General features: G+C 45.7%; 14 protein-coding genes, 1 tRNA gene and 2 pseudogenes. 13 read left to right on the forward strand and 4 right to left on the reverse strand.

Annotated elements, in window-relative coordinates:
- Window positions 1–24: 24 nt before the first annotated feature.
- The 4 genes and pseudogenes from secA to HMPREF3144_RS08070 form a co-directional block, all read left to right on the forward strand.
- A pseudogene (gene secA, locus HMPREF3144_RS08060) lies at window positions 25–2,563 on the forward strand (preprotein translocase subunit SecA); the annotation flags it as partial.
- 140 nt (window positions 2,564–2,703) lie between these two features.
- Window positions 2,704–2,778: pseudogene (locus tag HMPREF3144_RS12035) on the forward strand (SEC-C metal-binding domain-containing protein); the annotation flags it as partial.
- Window positions 2,779–3,051: 273 nt separating this feature from the next.
- Entirely contained in the window at window positions 3,052–4,239 is a 1,188-nt protein-coding gene (locus tag HMPREF3144_RS08065) for an MFS transporter (RefSeq protein WP_070477351.1), read from the forward strand.
- A gap of 33 nt (window positions 4,240–4,272) precedes the next feature.
- Entirely contained in the window at window positions 4,273–5,520 is a 1,248-nt protein-coding gene (locus tag HMPREF3144_RS08070; protein ID WP_018026551.1) for an amidohydrolase family protein, read from the forward strand.
- A gap of 55 nt (window positions 5,521–5,575) precedes the next feature.
- Here the strand turns inward: HMPREF3144_RS08070 and HMPREF3144_RS11960 are convergent, their stop codons facing one another.
- Window positions 5,576–5,710 carry a hypothetical protein gene (locus tag HMPREF3144_RS11960; RefSeq protein WP_256388364.1) on the reverse strand — a complete coding sequence of 45 codons (135 nt, stop codon included), beginning with the start codon at window positions 5,708–5,710 and terminating at the stop codon, window positions 5,576–5,578.
- Window positions 5,711–6,049: 339 nt separating this feature from the next.
- Between HMPREF3144_RS11960 and HMPREF3144_RS08075 the strand changes: the two genes are divergently transcribed.
- From HMPREF3144_RS08075 to HMPREF3144_RS08090, 5 genes are all read left to right on the forward strand, one after another.
- Window positions 6,050–7,516 carry a SulP family inorganic anion transporter gene (locus HMPREF3144_RS08075; RefSeq protein WP_070477353.1) on the forward strand — a complete coding sequence of 489 codons (1,467 nt, stop codon included), beginning with the start codon at window positions 6,050–6,052 and terminating at the stop codon, window positions 7,514–7,516.
- Between the two features lie 131 nt (window positions 7,517–7,647).
- A complete protein-coding gene (locus HMPREF3144_RS12040) occupies window positions 7,648–7,815 on the forward strand; it encodes a low molecular weight phosphatase family protein (protein ID WP_371441269.1) in 168 nt (55 codons plus the stop codon).
- Window positions 7,816–8,111: 296 nt separating this feature from the next.
- A complete protein-coding gene (locus HMPREF3144_RS08080; protein WP_070477355.1) occupies window positions 8,112–9,653 on the forward strand; it encodes a type I restriction-modification system subunit M in 1,542 nt (513 codons plus the stop codon).
- Window positions 9,654–9,792: 139 nt separating this feature from the next.
- Window positions 9,793–10,968, forward strand: coding sequence for a restriction endonuclease subunit S (locus HMPREF3144_RS08085; RefSeq protein WP_070477356.1), 1,176 nt, complete (start codon window positions 9,793–9,795; stop codon window positions 10,966–10,968).
- 22 nt (window positions 10,969–10,990) lie between these two features.
- Complete coding sequence (locus HMPREF3144_RS08090) at window positions 10,991–14,134, forward strand: type I restriction endonuclease subunit R (RefSeq protein ID WP_070477358.1); 3,144 nt, start codon at window positions 10,991–10,993, stop codon at window positions 14,132–14,134.
- 72 nt (window positions 14,135–14,206) lie between these two features.
- On the opposite strand, the gene mgtE is transcribed toward HMPREF3144_RS08090, so the two are convergent.
- Window positions 14,207–15,652 (reverse strand): magnesium transporter, encoded by a 1,446-nt coding sequence (mgtE, locus tag HMPREF3144_RS08095; protein ID WP_036557406.1) that lies wholly within the window; start codon window positions 15,650–15,652, stop codon window positions 14,207–14,209.
- 171 nt (window positions 15,653–15,823) lie between these two features.
- Window positions 15,824–16,675, reverse strand: coding sequence for an inositol monophosphatase family protein (locus HMPREF3144_RS08100; protein WP_048768695.1), 852 nt, complete (start codon window positions 16,673–16,675; stop codon window positions 15,824–15,826).
- 163 nt (window positions 16,676–16,838) lie between these two features.
- Here HMPREF3144_RS08100 and HMPREF3144_RS08105 point away from each other — a divergent pair, with 163 nt between their 5' ends.
- From HMPREF3144_RS08105 to HMPREF3144_RS08120, 4 genes are all read left to right on the forward strand, one after another.
- Window positions 16,839–18,686 (forward strand): FAD-dependent oxidoreductase, encoded by a 1,848-nt coding sequence (locus HMPREF3144_RS08105; protein WP_070477360.1) that lies wholly within the window; start codon window positions 16,839–16,841, stop codon window positions 18,684–18,686.
- A gap of 192 nt (window positions 18,687–18,878) precedes the next feature.
- The gene (locus HMPREF3144_RS08110; protein ID WP_070477362.1) at window positions 18,879–21,116 is read left to right on the forward strand and encodes a TIM-barrel domain-containing protein; all 2,238 of its coding nucleotides are present in this window, start codon (window positions 18,879–18,881) and stop codon (window positions 21,114–21,116) included.
- A 12-nt stretch (window positions 21,117–21,128) separates the two neighbouring features.
- Window positions 21,129–22,055 carry a DMT family transporter gene (locus HMPREF3144_RS08115; protein ID WP_070477364.1) on the forward strand — a complete coding sequence of 309 codons (927 nt, stop codon included), beginning with the start codon at window positions 21,129–21,131 and terminating at the stop codon, window positions 22,053–22,055.
- 142 nt (window positions 22,056–22,197) lie between these two features.
- Window positions 22,198–22,273, forward strand: a tRNA-Lys gene (locus tag HMPREF3144_RS08120).
- A gap of 36 nt (window positions 22,274–22,309) precedes the next feature.
- On the opposite strand, the gene HMPREF3144_RS08125 is transcribed toward HMPREF3144_RS08120, so the two are convergent.
- On the reverse strand, window positions 22,310–22,740 hold a 431-nt coding region (locus HMPREF3144_RS08125), incomplete at its 5' end, for a site-specific integrase (RefSeq protein ID WP_246823930.1).

Here is a 22,740-nt window from a genome sequence, read left to right on the forward strand (position 1 = left end):
TTTAATATTCACACTATTAACAATATGATTTCCATTATTAAAAAAATCATCGGTAGCCGTAATGATCGACTACTCAAACAATACCGAAAAATCGTAGCCAAAATTAATAAACTAGAGCCTGAGATGCAGGCTTTGAGTGATGAGCAGTTAGCCGCTAAAACCACCGAGTTTAAGGAGCGATTAGCGGGTGGTCAGAGCTTAGATGATATTTTGCCTGAGGCATTTGCGGTAGTGCGCGAGGCCTCCGTACGTGTGTTGGGGATGCGCCATTTTGATGTGCAGTTAATCGGTGGTTTAGCACTCCACCAGGGTAAGATTGCCGAGATGCGTACCGGTGAGGGTAAGACTTTGATGTCTACCTTGGCGGTGTATTTAAATGCCCTAGCCGGTGAGGGGGTGCATGTTGTTACGGTTAACGAATACTTAGCGGCGCGTGATGCTCGCAATAATGGTCGCCTATATAATTTTTTAGGCTTAAGTGTGGGTGTGGTTGCTTCGAATCAGAGCAACCCTGAAAAAATTGCCGCCTATCGCGCTGATATTACCTACGGTACCAATAATGAGTTCGGCTTTGATTACTTACGTGACAACATGGAGTATCGGGTTGAGGACCGTCGTCAGCGCAAGTTGTATTATGCGATTGTGGATGAGGTTGACTCGATTCTCATTGACGAGGCGCGCACCCCATTAATTATTTCCGGTCAAGCCGAGGATAATACTGAGCTTTACCAAAAAATGGATGCGGTGCCAGCGATGATGACGCGCATGGCCCATGAGCCACGTCCGGATGAACCGGAACCCGAGGGTGATTTCTGGGTGGATGAAAAAGCCCAACAAATTCATTTGTCCGAAGCGGGTCATGAAAAGGCGGAGAACATCTTACGTCAACTGAATATTTTGCCTGAGGGGCAGTCCTTATACGATCCGCGCAATATCAGCTTAGTGCATCATTTGATGGTGGCCTTAAGAGCGCATAATCTTTTCCACCGCGATCAGCACTATGTGGTGCAGGATGGTGAGGTTGTGATTGTTGACGAGTTCACCGGCCGCTTTATGAAGGGTCGACGCTGGTCAGATGGTTTACACCAAGCGGTTGAAGCCAAAGAAAAAGTTCAGATTCAAAATGAAAACCAAACCTTAGCCTCTATTACGTTCCAGAACTATTTCCGGATGTACGAGAAGTTGGGTGGTATGACCGGTACGGCAGATACTGAGGCCTATGAGTTCCAGCAGATTTACGGGTTAGAGACGGTTATTATTCCGACCAATTTACCGATGATTCGTGAGGATCAGAACGATCAGATTTTCAAGAATGATGAGCAGAAGTTTGCCGCTATCATTAAGGACGTACATGATTGCTACGAGCGTAAGCAACCCGTCTTGGTCGGTACCACCAGCATTGAAAACTCTGAGTTATTATCGAATCTTCTGAAAAAAGAGGGTTTACCGCACGATGTATTAAATGCTAAGCAGCACGCACGTGAGGCAGAAATTGTCGCCGAAGCGGGTAAGCCAGGCGCCATTACCATTGCCACCAATATGGCAGGTCGTGGTACCGATATTGTGTTGGGCGGCAGCATTGAGAAAAGTATTAATCTGGTGATGGCCGACGATTCGCTTACTGCGGAACAAAAAGCATCTCGTATCAAGGAGATTCGCGAGGCGTGGGCGCCGATTAACCAACAGGTTAAGGAGGCCGGCGGTCTACGTATTATCGGTACTGAACGACATGAATCACGACGTATTGATAATCAGTTGCGTGGTCGTGCGGGGCGTCAGGGTGACCCAGGCTCATCGCGTTTTTATTTAAGCTTGGATGATCCTCTGATGCGTATTTTTGCGGGTGAGCGCGTACGTGCCATCATGGAGCGACTCGGTGTTGATGGCGAGCCGATTGAAGCCAAAATGGTAACCCGCTCCATTGAGTCTGCTCAGCGCAAGGTAGAGAGTCGCAACTTTGATATTCGTAAGCAATTACTTGAGTTTGATGATGTGGCCAATGATCAGCGTAAGGTGATTTATGGTCAACGTAATGAGGTATTAGAGTCTGCCTCATTAACGGATATTCTCGCTAACATGCGTCATGACGCCATGGCTGAGGTGGTGCACCAATACGTGCCTGCTGAGTCAATGGAGGAGCAGTGGGATATTCCAGCCTTGGAAAATGTCTTAGCTAGCGAGTGGAAGTTAGAGGTCCCTGTGAGTCAATGGCTTGCTGAAGATAGCAATTTAGACGATGAGGGAATTTTGGAACGCGTGCTTGAAGCGGCTGATAAGCATAACCAGGAGAAAATTGACTTGGTGGGCGAGCAGTCATGGGCGCAGTTTGAGCGTTCGGTGCTATTGGATCGCATGGATGCTAGCTGGCGCGAGCATTTATCGGCACTTGAGCATTTGCGTCAGGGGATCCATTTACGTGGTTACGCGCAACGCGATCCTAAGCAAGAGTACAAAAAAGAGGCATTTGCTCTGTTCTCCCATATGTTGGATCGTATTCGTGATGAAGCCGTGAAGATCTTGATGACGGTTCAAATTCAAGCACCTGAGCAGGTGGCTGAGGCACAGCAACAGCAGTCATCAGTGAAAAATATGCAGTACCACCATCCTCAGGCCGATGGCGCTGAGGATAGCGCTGACGGCGTCACTGTCTCTGATGAGGGTGATGTGTCCGCTGGCGGTATCACGGTTAAAAATATGATGAAGCATGTAGGTCGTAATGATCCATGCCCATGCGGTAGTGGCAAGAAGTACAAGCACTGCCATGGCAAGTTAAGCTAGTTTTAGCGATAAATTTGTCCCGTATAAAAGCTCACTAGTTCATGAGGATTAGTGAGCTTTTTTGATGAATCTTTTGATCTATCTCAAGTTTTTTATCTGATTCTCTCTATAGAATAAAAGATAGAGGTGCAGTCTTATCGGCTTATCAATGGCTTATGCCCTCAATTGTTTTTCTTCCTCATATCAATTGATTTGTTCTTGTCGTTATTTAGCGTAGTCATTGCTAAAGCATAGTGTGTCCTCTAGTCTCGATTTAACTATTTGGAGGAATTCATGAGTGATCTTAAGTGCTCAGTGCAGGCTCAAGAAAAGCTAAGCATCGCCACCTTATTGATGTTGGTGCTGATGTCTAGCGTGACCTTCATTGCGATTTTGTCAGAGATGATGCCCGCTGGTGTGTTGGATCATATCAGTGAGGGTTTGGCTATTTCGGTTGAAAGTGCCGGTCAGATGATCGGGCTCTATGCCTTAGCGAGTGCCATTGTGGCGGTACCATTAGTAACGGCAACGATGCGCTTTAATCGTAAGCCATTATTGCTGTGGTTATTGTTTGGTTTTGCCTTATCCAATATTGTGGTAGGCTTTTCTAGTTCCTATCTGTTGACCCTTGCGATGCGTCTTATTGGGGGTGCCATGGCGGGTATTCTTTGGGCCATGATTACCGCCTATGGGATGAAGATCGTATCGTCCAATCATCATGGGATGGCCATTGCCATCATCATGGCGGGCACCACCCTTGGGGTGAGCTTTGGCATGCCCTTGATGACATGGATTGGTACCGGTTGGGGTTGGCGCATTGAGTTTTTTGCATTGGGTGCGCTGATTGTGGGGATTATGGTGTTGGCCTTTTTCTTCCTACCGTCGGTGCCGGGTGAGCAAGTCACTCAAGAAAATAATCCCTTAAGCCTTTTAAAAAATAAGCATGTGTTGAATATTTTATTGCTTACTTTGCTTGGGGTGATGGCGCATTATGCGGTGTACACCTATATCACGCAGCTAGTGGACAGGGTCAATGTGCCTGGCGGTATTGAAACGGCCTTGCTGTTATTTGGTATTGGCTCCTTTATCTCCATTATGTTGGCAATGCGCTTTACCGATACGAGTTTACGTCGATTTACCAGCTTGATGTTCTTGTTAGGGGCGCTGGGTTTGGGCATGCTGTATTTTATCGCTCATTATTATCTGGCAGCTTATATCGCTTTTTTCTTATGGGGCATTTCCTTTGGGCCGCTGGTGACTATGTTACAAACCGCAGTGGCAAGTCATAGTGAAAGTGCCAAAGCCATTGCCACCAGTGTGCAAAGTAGTATGTTTAATTTTTCGATTCTATTAGCGACTTCCTTTGGTGGTTTTTTATTAGCTCATGCAAATATCATGGCGGTGGTGATGTTGGCCGTGATTTTATTAGCTGCAGCCACGATGATTTCCTTTATCTCCAAAGGTACCTTAGGTGAGCAGTAGTAGCTTTACCCTGATTGAAAATAGGAGTTTAAAATGACTAAGAAATTTATTAATGCGACAATTTATCGTCAACCCGATGCCAAAGAAATTTTAATTGAGGACGGTAAGTTTAAAGCCATTGGCAATCATTTACCCGATGCCAAGGAGGTCATTGATTTAGAGGGTAAACTGGTTTTACCTCCCTATGTTGATTCACATATTCACTTGGATTATGCCTATACCGTGGGTGAGATGGAGGGTATTGGGGCCAAGACAGGCACGCTGTTTGAGGCCATTGAGAATTGGCCTAAATACAAAGCGACGATGAGCAAAGAAAGTGTTAAGGCGCTTGCCCGCAAGGCGATTTATGACGAGGTATCACAAGGGGTGCAGCATATTCGTACCCATGCGGATGTCACTGATCCGAAGTTTACGGGTTTCAAGGCTTTGATGGAGCTTAAAGAAGAGCTAGCCGATAAGGTCTATATCCAGATTGTGGCCTTTCCGCAAAATGGTATGTACACTTACAAAGGTGGTCGTGACTTAGTCGAAGAGGCATTAAAAATGGGTGCCGAGGTGGTGGGTGGCATCCCTCACTATGAGCCTGCACGTGAGTTTGGTGAGAAGTCGGTCCATGATACGGTGGAGTTAGCGCTGAAATACGACCGTTTGATTGATGTCCACTGTGATGAGATCGATGATCCGAATGCACGCTTTGTGGAGCTACTGAATGCTTTAGTCCTCATGGAGGAGTATGGTGTGCGTACCTCTGCGAGTCATACCTGTTCTTTTGGTTCAGCGGATGATGCCTATGCTTTCCGTATGTTTGACCTCTTTATGAAGAGTAAAATGAATTTCGTTTCCCTACCGACTGAAAACGCCTACTTACAGGGTCGTCAGGACACCTATCCGAAGCGTCGCGGTCTTACTCGGGTTAAGGAATTTATGCATATGAATATTAACGTGGCCTTTGGTCAAGACTCCATCAATGATCCATGGTACCCATTAGGGAATGGCAACTTGATGAATATTTTGGATAATGGTATCCACCTCAGTCAGTACGCCAGTCCTGAGGAGCTAGAAAATGCCTTTGATCTGATTACTTATAATGGGGCAAGATGTCTGAATATTCAGGATGAATATGGTCTAGACGAGGGTAAGGCTGCGAACTTCATTGTCTTAGATGAGAAGACAGTCTTTGATGCCATTCGTCGCCGTGTGGATGTGGTGATGTCCGTGCGCAATGGCGACTTCCTCTTTAAGAAAAAGCCGCAAGCGTTTGAGGTTGAGTTTAAGTTGTAGGAAGAAAATAGGGTGTAGCGATGTCTTGGCTACACCCTTTAATTTATCGTGAGCGCTATATATCACGCTGCTTGTCTTGGAGCGCATCACCACCACGCTCGTATTTATGAGTTGTCAAATTTACTTGAGAGACCTTAGTAACAGCAAGCGCTGAAAAATCATCCATGTCACGAGCGGCTTTATTGCGCATTTTGAACTGCCAAGCGGCGGCTAGCATTGAGTTAGCGCTTGTTCTCAGTTGGTATTCAGCTTGTTAGATATATAATTACTAGCGATAAGAGCGCCGTTTAGTCTTCTTGGCTTATCCCAGGGGTAAATCTGGGGCGTCTGGAGGGCTAGGCTGAAAGATGTTATACTTTGGCTCAATCAATATTAAATATTTTTATCTTTATACCCATGTAAGTTATCGCTACCTCCTTTTTTGCTTTGTTTTTCTGTTGTTTAATAAAGCACAGTGGGTAGCTCATGGCGTCTTTATTTTTCCTTGCTGTTGGCTCTAGCTGCCTGCTGTGTAGAATTGGATTTCTGCATGTCTAATTTATATTCCACCTGGTTTTTTAATGCGCGTCGAGATGTGATCTCGGGGCTCTTAGTTGCCTTGGCACTCATCCCCGAGGCCATTGCTTTTTCTATTATTGCTGGTGTAGATCCTAAAGTGGGCTTGTATGCCTCATTTAGTATCGCCACCATTATTGCGTTTGTAGGTGGCCGCCCAGGCATGATTTCGGGTGCGACTGGAGCCATGGCTTTGCTAATTGTGTCTTTAGTTAAAGACCATGGTCTCCAGTATCTGTTAGCGGCTACCATTTTGGCAGGCTTAATTCAAATCGTAGCAGGTATGATTAAACTGGGTGGCTTGATGCGCTTTGTGTCTAAGTCAGTGGTCACGGGTTTTGTCAATGCGTTGGCTATTCTTATCTTCTTAGCCCAGCTGCCTGAGTTAACGAATGTGACTTGGCATGTGTATGCATTGACCGCGTCCGGTTTGGCTATTATTTATCTATTGCCGCGCATCACGACTGTGCTTCCTTCTCCTTTAGTTACGATTGTGGTGTTAACGGCTATAACGATGTGGTTTGGCATTGACGTGCGCACAGTGGGAGATATGGGGGAGTTACCAGATACGCTACCTATTTTTCTCATTCCCGATATCCCTTTTAATTTAGAAACCTTACGGATCATTTTTCCTTACTCCTTGACCTTAGCGGTAGTGGGTTTATTGGAGTCGTTGATGACGGCTTCTATCGTAGATGACATGACCGATACTCCTAGTAATAAAAACCGCGAAAGTATGGGGCAAGGTGTAGCAAACGTGGCTACAGGTTTTTTGGGAGGGATGGCAGGCTGTGCCATGATTGGGCAGTCGGTGATTAATGTGAAAGCGGGTGGTCGAGGTCGTTTATCTAGCTTATGTGCAGGTGTTTTTCTGCTGATTTTGATTGTGTTTTTAGGAGATTGGGTTAGCCAGATTCCTATGGCTGCATTGGTTGCAGTGATGATTATGGTTTCGATTAGTACCTTTGATTGGCAATCGGTTAAAAATTTGGTGGTGCACCCCAGAAGTTCTAGTGTCGTAATGATCGCTACGGTAGTGGTGACTGTTTGGACGCATGATCTAGCAAAAGGCGTACTAGTAGGCGTGTTGTTATCAGCCATCTTTTTTGCGCACAAAGTAGTGGATATATTATGTGTGCATAATTATCTTTCCGAGGATGGGACGTTCCGTATTTATAAAGCTAAAGGGCAGCTGTTTTTTGCGTCAGCAGGGCAGTTTGTTGACAGCCTGGATTTAAATGAGCCTATCAAGTCAGTACACATTGATTTGTCTGAGGCGCATATTTGGGATTTAACAGCAGTTGAGGCTTTAGAGAGGGTGCGCACTAAGTTGAGTCATAAAGGGGTGAAAGTTTACTTTATTGGTCTGAATAAGCAGTCCCGTCGTATTATTTTACAACTGGCAAACGAGCCTAAAAAATTATTAGCGGTGTCTCGTTAAGTCATTTATTTTAAAGAAAGAGCCTGATTTTATAGATCAGGCTTTTTTGTAGCCATTGATAGCATTTCCACTATATTCGCATTATTGAAATAGCTGATATCTTTAAACACTGACCAACGAAGAAGTTATGAATGAGCTTTGGGTATCCCCTTTGCATTATGTGTATAGCAGCCGGTGAGGTCTGCCCTATTTGTCCGGCTCATCCCGTTACAGCGCATTGGGGCTATGCCTATCTTTCTAAGCTCGGTGACTCAGAAGAGGAAAAGTTAGCTAAGTTGAGCCTCAAGCTTAGCGGCTAAGGCTGTTCTCATACAGTTGCTTGCGCAGCTTGTCTGTGAGTGCCTCAATGCTATCGCCATGGCTCGGCTGTGAATGTTCAGCCTCTGCACCATGCTTTTCGTTGAGTTAATAGCTATTACCATTTAGTTGCATGAGCCGTCGAAAAACTCAGTCTTGACGGTTCTATGCGAGTAAAGGGGCGCAAACTACATTCTATTTGATAAGCTTACGGATGGCGCTAAATGTGAAAGCTTAAACTATAATTGCAGTTAATAAATGAATTAAAGATAACCATAAATACCGTATTGAGATAATTATGACGAGTACACAGCAAAGAGAAGAATTACACCGCCGCATTTGGCAGATCGCCAATGAGGTTCGAGGTTCCGTCGATGGTTGGGACTTTAAGCAATATGTTTTGGGGACATTATTCTATCGCTTTATGAGTGAGAATTTTGCTCGCTTTATTGAAGCAGGTGATGAGAGTGTCAATTATGCAGCCCTATCAGATGAGGTGATGACTAAGGAGCTCATTGAGGATTGTATTCGTGTAAAGGGTTACTTTATTTACCCTAGTCAGCTCTTTCAAAATGTGGTCAAAGATGCGCATAAAAATGACAATCTTAATATCGATTTGGCCAATATTTTTGCTGCCATTGAAAATTCAGCCAATGGCTTTGAGTCAGAAAAAGATATTAAAGGGCTCTTTGCGGATTTTGATACGGGTAGTAGTCGTCTAGGTAATACGGTTGCCGAGAAAAATAAACGTCTAGCGGCGGTATTAAAAGGGGTGGCAGAACTGGATTTTGGGGATTTTGAAGAGAACCAGATCGATCTCTTCGGTGATGCTTATGAGTTTTTGATTTCTAATTATGCAGCCAATGCAGGTAAGTCTGGGGGCGAATTTTTTACCCCACAAAGTGTTTCTAAGCTGATCGCTAAGTTAGCACTGCATGGTCAGACTTCAGTCAATAAAATCTATGACCCGGCCTGCGGCTCAGGATCATTGCTACTGCAAGCGCAAAAGTACTTTGATGTGAGTAATATTGAAGAGGGCTTTTTCGGTCAGGAAATTAATCACACGACCTATAACTTAGCTCGTATGAATATGTTCTTGCACAATGTTAACTACGATAAGTTTCATATAGAGCGTGGTGATACCTTATTAAAACCGCGGTTTAAGGATGATAGACCCTTTGATGCGATTGTCTCGAATCCACCTTATTCAGTTAAGTGGCCAGGCACGGATGATCCGACCTTAATTAATGATGAGCGCTTTGCGCCAGCAGGGGTGCTAGCGCCAAAGTCTAAGGCGGATTTAGCCTTTATTATGCATAGTTTGAACTATCTATCCAGTAAGGGGCGCGCTGCTATTGTGTGCTTTCCCGGTGTGTTTTACCGGGGTGGGGCAGAAAAACAAATTCGTCAATATTTAGTTGATCATAACTATGTGGAAACCGTGATTTCGATGGCGCCGAACTTATTCTTTGGTACCTCCATTGCGGTGACGATCCTCGTTTTAGCAAAAAATAAAAGCACCACCAAAACACAGTTTATCGATGCCAGTAAGTTATTTCATAAGGTCACGAATAACAATGTGCTGTTAGATGAGCATATTGAAAAGATCATGACCGTTTTTGATAGCAAAGAAGATATCGCACATTTTGCACAGAGCGTGGACAATGAAGTCATTGCTCAGAATGACTACGTGCTATCCGTCAGTAGTTATGTCGAGGCAAAGGACACGCGCGAATTAATTAATATTACTGAGCTGAATGCAGAGATTGAAGCGACGGTGAAAAGGATCGAGCAGTTACGTGCTGAGATTGATGCGGTGATACAAGAGATTGAAGCATAAGCGAAATAATTTTATACACCATGGAGAAAAATCGGGATTTCCGATTTTTCTACCAAAGCAACTGAATATCAAGCTTTTGCGCGCTGAAACGGGCGTAATCGTGGCGGAAATTGAGAGTGCATAGGAAAAGATAAGGGAAATGAATTTTTTAGAAAAGTTGTTGGATGGTGCTGAGGTTGAGTGGGTGCCTTTGGGTGATATAACTAGCTATGAGCAACCGACAAGGTTTCGTGTTGAGTCAACAGATTATAACGACGCTTATAAGACACCTGTGCTTACTGCTGGGCAAACTTTTATTCTGGGTTATACGAATGAGGTTGAAGGGATTTACGAAGCATCTGTTAAGCCAGTGATTATCTTTGATGATTTCACTACGGCTAACAAATGGGTGGACTTTGATTTCAAAGTGAAGTCATCAGCGATGAAAATAATATCGTCAGCTGATGAGTCTTTGGTTTTGACAAAGTATATTTATTACTGGCTAAATGTCTTACCGAGTGGTCTAGTAGAAGGCGAGCATAAACGTCAATGGATTAATTGTTTTGCGAAAAAAACAATCCCAATCCCATGCCCAGACGATCCTGCAAGGTCGTTGAAAATCCAGACAAAAATTGTCCAGATTCTGGACAATTTTACGGAGCTTACAGCGGAGCTTACAGCGGAGCTTACAGCACGTGAGAAGCAGTATGAGTATTATCGAGATCATCTTATAAACTCTGCGAGTGAAGCTATAGGCTCATATGAGCTAAAAAAACTTGGCGATATTGCTGCTCTTTCTGGAAAACGTATAAGTTTCGAAGAGCTAGATGAGTCAACTTTTGTGGGCGTAGATAATCTTCTTCAAAATAAAAAAGGCAAAGTGAATTCCAATTATTTGCCGACGACTGGTAATCTCACTAAATACAAGAGTGGTGATATTTTGCTAGGAAATATACGACCCTATCTGAAAAAGATTTGGCATGCGGATAGAGAAGGGGGTGCTAGTGGTGATGTTGTAGTGATTCAGCTAACAGATAAGTCGGTTAATAGTCGTTATATCTATCATGCTTTATCGTCCGATAAGTTTTTTGACTACAACACGCAATATGCCAAAGGTGCAAAAATGCCACGTGGAGATCGGAGGAAAATCTTAGAGTTCGAAATCCCAGTCCCACCCCTCGCCGAGCAAGAACGCATCGTCGCCATTCTCGATAAATTCGATACCCTGACGACCTCAATTACAGAGGGCTTACCCCGTGAAATTGAATTACGTCAAAAGCAATACGAATATTATCGTAATATCCTTTTAAGCTTCAATAAACTAGAAGAGGCCTAGTGCCACACCTTGAGGAAAGTTAATGACAAGTCATCAGGCCATTGCAGAATCGAATAATTTTATTATCCTAAGTAAGCTTGAGCGATCCTACAGCATCGATGGTAGTTATCAGTCTGAAGCGCAATTAGAAAGTCAGCTGATCAAAGACTTACAACAACAAGGTTATGAGTACTTGGCTAATATCAAAACGTATGAAGATATGTTGGCTAATGTGCGCCTACAGTTACAAAGCTTGAATCAGCTCACTTTTAACGATAATGAATGGCAACGCTTTGTCACGGAGTATTTGGATAAACCGAGTGAGGGGCATCTTGAGAAGTCCGCAAAGGTGCATCATGACCATATCCATGACTTTAGTTTTGATGATGGGCGTCGAGCCAATATTTATCTCTTTGATAAAGATAATATTTCCCGCAACAAGCTGCAAGTTATTAAGCAGTTTGAGCAACAAGGAACGCGCCTAAATCGCTACGATGTGACGATTCTTGTCAATGGTTTGCCGATGGTACAAATTGAGCTAAAGCGTCGTGGCGTAGCAATTCAGCAGGCCTTTAATCAGGTGAATCGCTATAGCCTGGAGAGCTTCAATAGTGAGAACTCACTCTATAAATATTTGCAGCTTTTTGTGATCAGTAATGGCACCTATACTCGCTATTTTGCAAACACCACGAAGCGCAATAAAAATAGTTACGACTTCACCATTGAGTGGGCGCTTGCCAATAATCAGGCGATTAAAGACCTACAGCATTTTACCGCAAGCTTTTTTCAGAAAAACACCTTACTCAATGTGTTGCTACGCTACGCTGTCTTTGATAGCACGCAGACGCTATTAGTGATGCGCCCATATCAAATTGCGGCAACCGAACGTATTTTATGGAAAATTCAAAGTGCCTATCATGCCAAGAACTGGTCTAGGCCTGAGAGTGGTGGCTACATTTGGCATACCACTGGCTCAGGTAAAACATTAACCAGTTTTAAGGCCGCACGCTTAGCCACGCAGTTAGACTTTATTGATAAGGTCTTCTTTGTGGTGGATCGTAAAGACCTCGATTACCAGACGATGAAGGAGTATCAAAGCTTTGCGCGTGATAGCGTGGATGGCTCGCGTAATACCGCGCAACTAAAGAAAAATATTCAGAAACTTAACGATAAAATCATCGTAACCACCATTCAAAAGCTGAATAATCTGCTTAAGGATGACGAGAAATTAGCGATCTATGAGCAACAGGTAGTCTTTATCTTTGATGAGTGTCATCGTAGTCAGTTCGGTGAGGCGCAGCGCAATATTAAGCGCAAATTTAAAAAGTTCTATCAGTTTGGTTTTACAGGTACACCGATTTTTGGCGATCAGCGTGATGAACAGGGTGCCTTAATCCGTCGCGGTAATGCCTTGGATAATCACAACACCACGGCGAAAGTATTTGGTGAATGCTTACATACCTATGTCATCACCGATGCGATTAATGATCAGAAGGTGTTGCGATTTAATATTGACTATAACGATGTGAGGCCGCAATTCAAGGCGATTGAGAGGGAGCAAGATGAGCAAAAGCTAAGTGCCCATGAGAGTAATGCCGCCTTTTTGCACCCTTTACGCATTAAGGAAATTACCGAATATATTCTCGCTAATTACCGTCATAAAACAGCTCGCCAAAAGCTAGGACAGCAGGGGTTTAACGCCATGTTTGCCGTAGCGAGTGTGGACGCTGCTAGGTTGTATTATGAAGAGTTTAAGCGCCAACAAGAGGACGTTGAAAACCCATTAACAGTGGCTACCATCTACTCCTATGCTGCAAATGAAGACCTTGAAGCTGTGGGTCAACTGCCTGACGAGGGCTTTAACACGACTCGCTTACAAAGCAGTGATAAAGAGTTTTTAAGTGATGTGATTGCTGACTATAATGCGCAATTCAAGACTAACTATAGCATCGACGGACGGAGCTTTGAGGATTACTATAAGGACGTGGCTAAGCGGGTCAGAGAGCGTGATATCGACCTTTTAATCGTGGTTGGTATGTTTCTGACGGGTTTTGATGCCCCTACTTTAAATACGCTATTTGTTGATAAAAATTTACGCTACCATGGCCTTATTCAAGCCTTTTCACGTACCAATCGTATTTACAACAGCACCAAGGCCTTTGGTAATATCGTCACCTTCCGCGACTTGGAGCAAAATACCATTGATGCCTTGGTGTTATTTGGTGATAAAAATGCCAAAAATATTGTGCTTGAACGTAGTTTTGATGAGTATATGTTTGGCTTTGAGGATCCGCTCACAGGGGATGCCAGTCCTGGCTTAGCTGAGGTGATTAAGCAGTTGACGGCGCAGTTTCCAGAACCGACGAATATCATTTTAGAAAAGGAAAAAAAGCGCTTTGTCGAGCTCTTTGGTAGCTATTTACGTATTGAGAATATCTTACGCAATTACGATGAGTTCGTTGCACTTAAAGATTGGCAAACCATTGATGTCGATAATCCTGATGCGGTCGCACAATTTAGGGAGGAGCATTTTCTCAGCGAAGAGAGCTTTGCGCGTATTCAGTCGGTGACAGTTAGTTTGCCAAGTGAGCGTGAGGTTCAGGATTATCTTTCGACGTATAACGATATTCGTCAGTGGTTTGCCAGACAAAAAGAGGGTGAGCTGTCTGGGGAGGGCGAAGTCGATTGGGATGAGGTCGTCTTTGAGGTGGATTTATTAAAATCGCAAGAGATTGATCTAGACTATATCCTCGGTCTACTGCTAGCACATAATCAGCAGCATCAAGATAAGCAGGCGGTGATTGAGGAAGCACGCCGCTTGATTAGTGCGAACTTTAGTGTGCGCGCCAAAGAGACACTGTTAGTGCATTTTATTGAGCAAGTGGATCTAAATGGGCTCACAGAAAAAGAAGATATTATTGAGGCTTTTTATCATTTTGCCCAAGCCGAACAAAAGCGTGATGTTAGAGAGCTGATTCAAGAGGAGGGCTTAAATGAGCCCGCAGCTAAGCGCTATATCCTCAACTCCCTCAGGCGTGGCTACGCCTCAGAAAGTGGCACTGAGTTAAACCAGGTCATGCCACGCATGAGCCCCTTAAACCCTCTGTATTTAGCCACTAAGACACGCATCCACACCAAGGTGCAGCAACTTGTGGAGACCTATCACGGTGCGGGTGGGGATTTGTAAGTAGTGAGGACGTGGTGCCCATGCACGACGTCCACCATCCGCTAGCAGCTCATCCCTCGCTACACCCAACAACTACATTAAGAAAATAGTCGCTAAGCCCAAGAAAATAAAGAAGCCTAAGGAGTCGGTCGCAAAGGTGAGTAGGACCGATGAGCCCAAAGCAGGATCCTTATTAAAGCGATCACGAATCATCGGAATTAGTACCCCTAACGTAGCCCCTAATTGCATATTGAGTACCATGGCGGCTGCCATCACAAGGGCAATTTTGATGGAGCCGGAGAATATCCAGGCAAAGGTACCAGCAATTAAGCTACCCCCTAAGCCCACGCAGGAAGTGACAAAGAGTTCACGACGGAGCAGGGTGCGAGCGTTTTTCTGGTTTACGCGGCCTACAGCTAGTGCACGAATCACCATGGTCATGGTTTGGTTGCCCGAGTTACCACCAATCCCCGCCACAATCGACATTAGGAAGGCAAGAATCACAATATGGCTGACCGTACCCTCAAAGCGAGAGGCAACCACCGACGCAATGGAAGCGGTGATCAGGTTAATTAAAAGCCAGGGAGCACGGTTAGGAATGGCTCGGCGAATGGGTACGAAAATATCCTCTTCCTGAAGACCGGCTTGTGATAAGGCATGCTCATTCGAGTCCTCTCGAATCACGTCAACAATGTCGGTAATCGTTACCCGACCAATGAGGGTTTGCTCCTCATCAATCACTGGGGCGGAGACTAAGTCATAGCGTTCGAAAGCAGAGGCCGCCTTACTGTCTTTGGCTTCAGCTTTAAGTGAGAGATAATCCGTTTGCATCACCTCGGTGACTGATTTTTCCGAGTCATTGACCAATAAGCTACTTAAGGATAAGACCCCCTTGAGTTTGTTATTTCTATCGACCACAAATAGTTGGTCAGTATGCTCGGGTAATTCACCCAGCATGCGCAGATAACGAAGTACAACCTCTAAGGTCACATCCTCGCGCACACGTACAACCTCAAAGTCCATGATGGCACCCACGGTACCTTCAGGGTAACCAAGGGCGGAGCGCAATTGCTCACGCTCTTCATCGCTCATGCTTTTTTGAAGCTCTACCACCACCTCCGGCGGTAAGTCAGGAATCAAGTCGGCAAGCTCGTCGGCGTCTAAGTCTTCGGTTGCGGCCAGAATATCATCCTGGTCCATTTCCGCAATCAATTCTTCACGGACCCAGTCATCAACCTCTAATAGAATATCCCCGTCATGATCGGCATGAGCCGCATTCCAGATCTTGATACGATCCTCAGACGGTAGGGATTCAAGAATAAAAGCAATATCGGCAGGGTGAAGGTGATTAACCAAATCGCCTAATTCGGCCTCATGCTTACGCTTTAAGACCGTTTGTACGAGTTCCGCACGATCGGAGGAACCCTCCTGTTGCGATAAAACATTTTCAACTAAGGCTTGCTTTTTTAAGAGCTCCTTAATTTGTTCAATGATTTGTTGCTGGTGCTCGCTGTCAAGTTGCTTGGGCACGTTGATCATCACTGCTTCAACCGGCTCACTTTGGGCACCGTGATTATCGCTCGCAGTGTGTTCAAGCTCCTCGGTTGGCATGCCGGGTACTTGCTCTAAGGTATTTTTATTGTTGTCTGTATGCTTCGTCATTAATACAATAACCTTTATAAATATCGGTGGTGTGGGCGCGCATTGGTCTTAGAGCTGCTGTCTAATCAGATTGCCAAAGTCCTCTTCAATCGATTTGGTAGAAGCGATGATATTACCGCTTTGGGGCCAAGGCTCTTTTTCATAAATATCACTGACCGTACCGCCCGCCTCACGTACTAGGATGGTGCCGGCACACACATCGTAAGGGGCCAATCCCATTTCCCAATAACCATCAAAGCGCCCACAGGCAACCCAGGCCAAATCTAAGGCGGCTGAACCCAAACGTCTAATGCCACGGGTATGGTGCATTGCTTCCTTAAAGCCTCTCATGTAAGGCGCTTCAAAGGAAAAATCTCTAAAAGGCACACCGGTCGCTAAGAGGGCATCTTCCAGGTGTTTGGCTTGGGAGGTATAGATGCGCTGACCATTTAAAAAGCAACCATCCTGATAAATGGCACTGAACATCTCCTGACGATTAGGGTCATAAACCACACCGAGAATGGGTGTGTTAACCTCAAGTGGCGGTGTATTAGGAATAAGCACCGTGCCAGCGCGTGCCACTAAACCAATTGAAACCGCATAATGCGGTATCCCGTGAAGAAAATTGGTGGTGCCATCTAAGGGGTCGATAAACCAAGTATATTGGGACTCATCTAGATTAGCTGAGGTGCCGCTCTCTTCAGCCACAATGGCAATTTCTGGTGTGCGCTCGCGCACCACTTGTAATATTGCTTGTTCGGCATCTTTATCGGCTTGGGAGACTAGATCGTTGCGGGATTTGTAGGAAATTGATAATTTGCTATGATCCTGAGCATAAATGTTCAGAATAGAAGCCGCTTCCTTAGCTGCGCTTGTAGCTGTTTCAAGCGCATGGTAAAAATCCACTTTAAAATCTTGCATGACGATGTTTCCCCAACCTGTCAAAAGGGCGTAGACTGTTTTAAATAGACTTTGGTGCAGATACGCTGCGCCGCTAGCAGAACAAACCATAAGTATACTACAAGGCTATTACGGCTTTTTTAAAGATTTAAATTATTTCCCTTATCCCTTATCCTAATCCTTTATGCGTAAAGAATTTCACTTATTTCCGGCGAGGCTGACGGTCCAAGAATCGGCCTTGACCATCGCTAGCGAGCTGCAGAATGTGCGTGTAGATGAGACTTGGCTGCACCAATGGCAGCTACGTCTTGATACACAATGGCCGGAGATTGAAGGTGCGCTGCGGCACCGGGCTGCGATGCAAATCATGCTAGAGGGGGAGTGCGCTATCGTATTACTACCCTTACTGTTGGCGCAAGCGAGCAACTGTAAAAGGCATGTTTTATGCAGTGATAATGTGTATTTAGCCGCAGCGGATTGGCAACAGCTAGAGCAGTTTTATCAACAAAGCGGTATTCATTCCAAGGCACTAGATGCCGTATTTGCCTGCTTGCGTCAACGCTGGCCTTTAGCTTTGCCGGGCGTGCATCGCTTGGATGCGGAGGATGGTAGCTATAGCGTGACGCTAGGGCTAGCTGAGCCGGCCTTTATGCAACAACAATGGCTTTGCTCCATTGATGTTTTTGTGCGTGATGAGAGCGGGCAGCAAAGGCAATGGCCGTGGGTATTACGCTATGCGGCAGCGGATTGTTTTTTTGTGATGCGTCCTGAGTTGCTTGCGCGGGAGGATTTTAAAGAGGCGGCTCGAAAAGCTGGTATGCAGCTAGTGGGGGCTAGAGGCCGTCGAGCGCATTTGCAAGGGCAGCCGCCCACTTTGAATCAGCAGCGGCGCATGGCGATCGTCGGTGGCGGGATTGCGGGGGCCGGTATTGCGATGGTGATGCAGCAACGCGGTTGGGAGGTGACGGTATTTGATCCGGGCTTTGCCGAGTCGAATGCAGCTAAGCATCAACATCATATCGCGGCGGCTATGACGCCTTTTATTTCCGTGGATGATAATCATAAATCTCGTTTAAGTCGTAATGCTTTATTGCGAGCTTTACATCACTGGCGAGATTTTCCAGATGAGGTGATTTTATCTCGTCGCGGTAATGTGGAGATAAATCGGGATAAGGGCTATGGCAAGGATATTAGCTTGGCGGTGGAGAGTTTGGGCTTTCCCGAGGCATGGGTGCGGCGTTTAGCACCGGCGGAAGTATCGGCTTTGTTGGGTTTTGATTTGGCCGAAGAGGGTGTTTTTTGGTCGCAGGCGCGCATTATCAGTCCTGAAAACTTGCTGCGGCATATTTATAAAAGCTTTGACTTAAGGCAGTGTAGTGCACGCGTTGTTTCTGTAAAAAAGTGTGCCGCAGCGGGTGTGTGGACGCTTTATGACGAAGCAGAGCAAGCCTTGGGTGAGTTTGAGCAGGTGGTTTTAGCTAATGCTGCTGATTGTTTGGCGATTTTAGATAAAAGTCAGTTGTTGCAGCGTGCTAATGCGAGCGGTGAATTAAAAGCAGCGATGCCAAAAATCACCTCCACTTTACACTGGATGGGGGGCGAGGTGATGCATGTGGCAGCCACGCGTTTAAAACAGGTGCCACACGTAGGCTTGGGTGGTCAGGGTTATTTTTTACCAGCGACGGCCGATGGTTTATGTGTTTTAGGCAGTACCTATAGGCATGGGTTGCGTGATCCGGGCTTAAGTCATGAGGGACAAGCAGTGATTAAAGCAAAAATCCCTGTAGACCTAAGTGAGCTTGAGCTGTCAGCGCAACCTGAAGCAGGGTGGTCGGGTGGTAGAGCGGTGGTGCAGGGGCGGCTGCCGGTGATTTGTGAATTGGACTATGCCAAGGGCTTGTGGCTGGCGGTAGCCTATGGTTCGCATGGTTTAACGTGGAGTTGCTTTGCTGGTGACCTGATCGGTGCCGCCTTGGACGGTGAGCCGATACCCCTCGAAAAAGAACTGTATAAAGCGATAGGCCTAAGGTAGTGTGAAGTCTGCTTTTTATATGATCGTTTTTTTAAATGTCATATAAAAACGGGGCGCTATTTTAATCCTATTTAGCGGTAAAAATCAAATTCGGTTTAAAAATTTGGAAAAAAAAGCCATAATAGAAGACTATCAGTGGACAATTAGCAGCGCCAAGTCCGCAAATTACTTAAATCAATAAAAGAGAATTGCGTGATTCAATTTGATAAATTAGCCCTAACAACAAAAGAAACTCATACTGCCGAATTTACGACGGATTACAAAGACTATGTATTGCGTATCGTGGCACAAGCCCCTGGTGTATTCAGAATTTGTTGTGGTTCTTTAAAAGCCCTTAATCTAGTTGAGTCTAACGAGCGTCTTAAAACCCGCGCTGAGCTCTCAGTCGTTCCTTATGATCAAGTGGCCGAGTTGCTAGTAGTTGCGCAGGAGGATGGTTGGCTCTTTGCACAGCGTGATTATGCTTTGTCATTGAAAACGCAGCCTTTTTCTTTGCAACTACTAAAAAGACCTCAGCTAGAGGGTGCTGTGAATGAGGACTTTAGCACTGAGCAGGAAGCGGTGGCAGCCTTTGCTGAGGCAGAGGTTTTACTTCAAAGCGCGCACAATTATGCTGAGCCCTTTGTGTTTGATGGTTCGTGGGCCTTACTGTTGGATTTGCCGGCAGAGCAGGCTGTCTATGGCCTAGGCATGACAGAGCAGAGTTTTAATCGACGCTCAGAGGAGTTTGTCTCTGATCAGGCGGTTTTCAATTTTTCACCTCTCGCTTGGAGCACAGCGGGTTGGGGGCTATATCTTAATGGCTTGGATCGTTCCGTGCATAGTGTAGGCACAAAAGATGATGCCACGAGCTATCAGTTGCGTACGGATAATCAATGCTTTGATTTGTTTTTATTTGCTGGTGAACCATTGGCGATTTTTGACCAATACACGACCTTGACGGGGCGTGCTGGACAGCCACCCTTAGATGCCATGGGCGTTGGTTTAAAGCAGTTGGAGGGGCAGCCAGATGAGGCGTTTTTGCTATTTGCAAAGCAGTTGCGTGAGCATGATATTTCTCTTAACACTTTGGAGTATGCTTGGCCGTCGATGCTGCAAATTGATAGTGATAGGTTAAATCTCGATTGGAATACGGATCGTTTGGGTGATAATACACGTGGCTTTTTTGATGCGCTCAAAGAGGACCATTGGCATGCGGTGTTACCAACTTTTCCAGCGATACCAGTGGGCACACATCTATTTGATGAACTGCAGGATCGGGGCTGGATGATTATGGACGCTGAGGGTGATGCATTACGTTTCAGCGGCTCTAAGCATACGGGCCAGCAGGATTATGGTTTATTAGATCTCACGTATAAGGACGCCTATCATTTCTGGCGTGATAGGCATCAGCAATTATTAGAGCATGGGCAGTCTTTAAAAACGGCTACCTCCGTTTTCACACTGCCGGATGAGGCTTGCGGTCGTCATAATGAAGAGGGGGCGCTGCTCCGTACGTTATTCCCTACCTTGATGGAGCAAGCACTATACGATGGTATTTCTGCCACTAGCACGCCGCCAGAGGGTGTGGTAGTGCATGATCAACTGACGATTGCCGCCCAGCGTAGACCCTATCTAGAATTGGCGCCTTTTGAAAATTCATGGGCGGGCTTAAATCAGCTTTATCGCAGTTTAATTAGTGCACAAAATAGCAGTGTGCCCTTTGTGTCACACGTAATTGGGCGTGCTGGTGATGAAGCAATGTCGCCCGAGCTCTATTTGCGCTATTTGGCACTGTCAACCTTTAGTGCTAACTTTGCTTTTCACGCAGAGGTGGAGCAATTACCAATTTACTATGATGAAGCAACGCAAAGCCTGGCTAAGCAATGGCTTGGTCTGCGCTATCGCTTAATTCCCTATGTCTTGGGTATTATCGAAGAGGGTGTGCGTGGTGGTCAACCGGTGCAAAGTTCCATGCCTTTAGCCTTTCCAAAGGACACCACGGCCGCAGCTTTTGACCATCAGTTTTTATTTGGTCCTGCGGTGCTAGTGGCGCCGATTCTTGATGATACAGGTACCACCCTGGTGTATTTACCGGCTGGCGAAGCTTGGTGGGATTTAAACACCGGTGAGCGCTATGAGGGTGGGCAGACCTTAGAGTACAGTTGCGGCTTAGAAACGATTCCAGCCTTTGGTCGCGAGGGTCATATGTTGGCTGTGGGGCCGACGATTGCGCATTTGGGCGAGATGAACTCAGCGCGTCTACTGGATGAAATCTGGTTATTTGGTATGCCTATTCATAATCCAGTGGTTATGCGTAATAAAATCCGCGTGATGCAAATGCAGGGCTCTAGCTACATTAAGGGGCTAGAGGGCTTAAAGATTCTGCACACGGATGAGCTGGAAGTAAAACGTCGCGGTGCCGAGGTCCGAATTTCTCCAGTGCGTTAGCAGGGGACTGCAATGAGTTCAGCTTATCGGCCGTTGCTCGCCATTGTGTTGCTGGTCGTTTCGACTTGGGCCTTGTCGACACAGGAGGCGAGCGGCAAGTGGGTAATGCAGATGGGCTTACCTCTTTTTGTGGTGATGTTCGTGCGCTACGCCGTGCACGTTGTGTTGGTGTTGGCGCTTACGTGGTCCAAGATGGGGATAAGGGTTTTTCGTAGTCATCACTATGCGATGCAAATTATTCGCGGCAGTACCTCCTTATTTGCTATCTTAACGATTTTTATGGCCTTGTCTTATCTGCCACAGGCAGAGACAACGGCGATTTTCTTTTTGGCGCCCTTACTGGTGTTATGTATTGCACCATGGTTTTTGGCTGAGCCCTCGCGCTGGTATCGCTGGTTGGCAGCCTTTGTTGGCTTTGTCGGGGTCATGGTGATTGTACGTCCCAGTGCTGGCTTGCATCCCGTGGGCGTGATTTATGCCTTAATCGGCGCTTGTGTCATTGCGGTGCAGTTTTTATGTACGCGCAAGCTTGCTGCTGACCACTCAATGACAACGCTATTATGGACAGGTCTGGTTGGTTTGCTAGGCGGCTTGATCTTAATACCCTTTAAATGGCATGAGGGGGTGGCGGTTTTAAGTGACTTTGCACCTTGGCAATGGCTGTTACTGCTTAATATAGGTTTCTGCGGTACCTTTGGTCATTTACTGCAGATTAAGGCCTATCAGCATGCGCCGGCTTCTTTGCTTGCGCCTTTTAATTATTTACAAATTCTTTCCGCTGCAGTTCTGGGTCTATTGATTTGGGGAGATTTTCCAGATGCTTGGGCTTGGCTTGGTATTTTGATTGTTTGCGCGAGTGGAATTGTGGTGACGATTGTTGAATGGCGTAACAATCAAGGGGTGAAAAAGCTCGTGCAAGGTATGATTGAGGGCAAGTAGGGGGGGTTAGCCTGTGTTTGCATGATGCTGTTGATGCCATAGTGATTTGTTGTGGTTTTTTAACAAAAAAGCGACTTTTTAAAAATAAATGGATTTAGGTGTTGACAGAGGTCCTATAATCATTCATAATTTAAATCTTTCGGGGCTGGTAGCTCAGTTGGTAGAGCAGCGGACTTTTAATCCGTTGGTCCCGGGTTCGAGTCCCGGCCAGCCCACCAAAAATTTATAGTAGTATCAATGACTTAGCCGCTTATTTAAGCGGCTTTTTCTTTGGTTGGCGGCTTTAAATCATCAAGGGGTGACCAAAAGGTGAGCACAGATGAGTATTCTGCCAGGTGAGAAGCATTGAGGTGAGCATACTTTTTAACCATTTCCAATGTTTCACAACCGCCCATTTCCTTCAGGACAAATAAAGGCGTTCTGGCTTGGACGTGCCAAGAGGCCCAAGTATGCCTTAAGTCATGAAAATGAAAATCATCCAGCCCAACTGCTTTTGTGGCGGCATTGAACGACTTATAGTTAATCGTTTTGGGATTTTGACCCGTTGAATCTCTTACAAAGACCCAACGGGGATCATCTCCTTGGCACGACTTTAAAACAGCGCAAGCATCGTCATTTAATGGAATGGGCCTAGCCTTTCCTGATTTAGTCTTGTCAGCAGTTAACCAGGCAACCTTTTCGTTTA

Origin of the sequence: Oligella sp. HMSC05A10 (assembly GCF_001808335.1) — a bacterium.
GTDB lineage: Bacteria > Pseudomonadota > Gammaproteobacteria > Burkholderiales > Burkholderiaceae_B > Oligella > Oligella urethralis.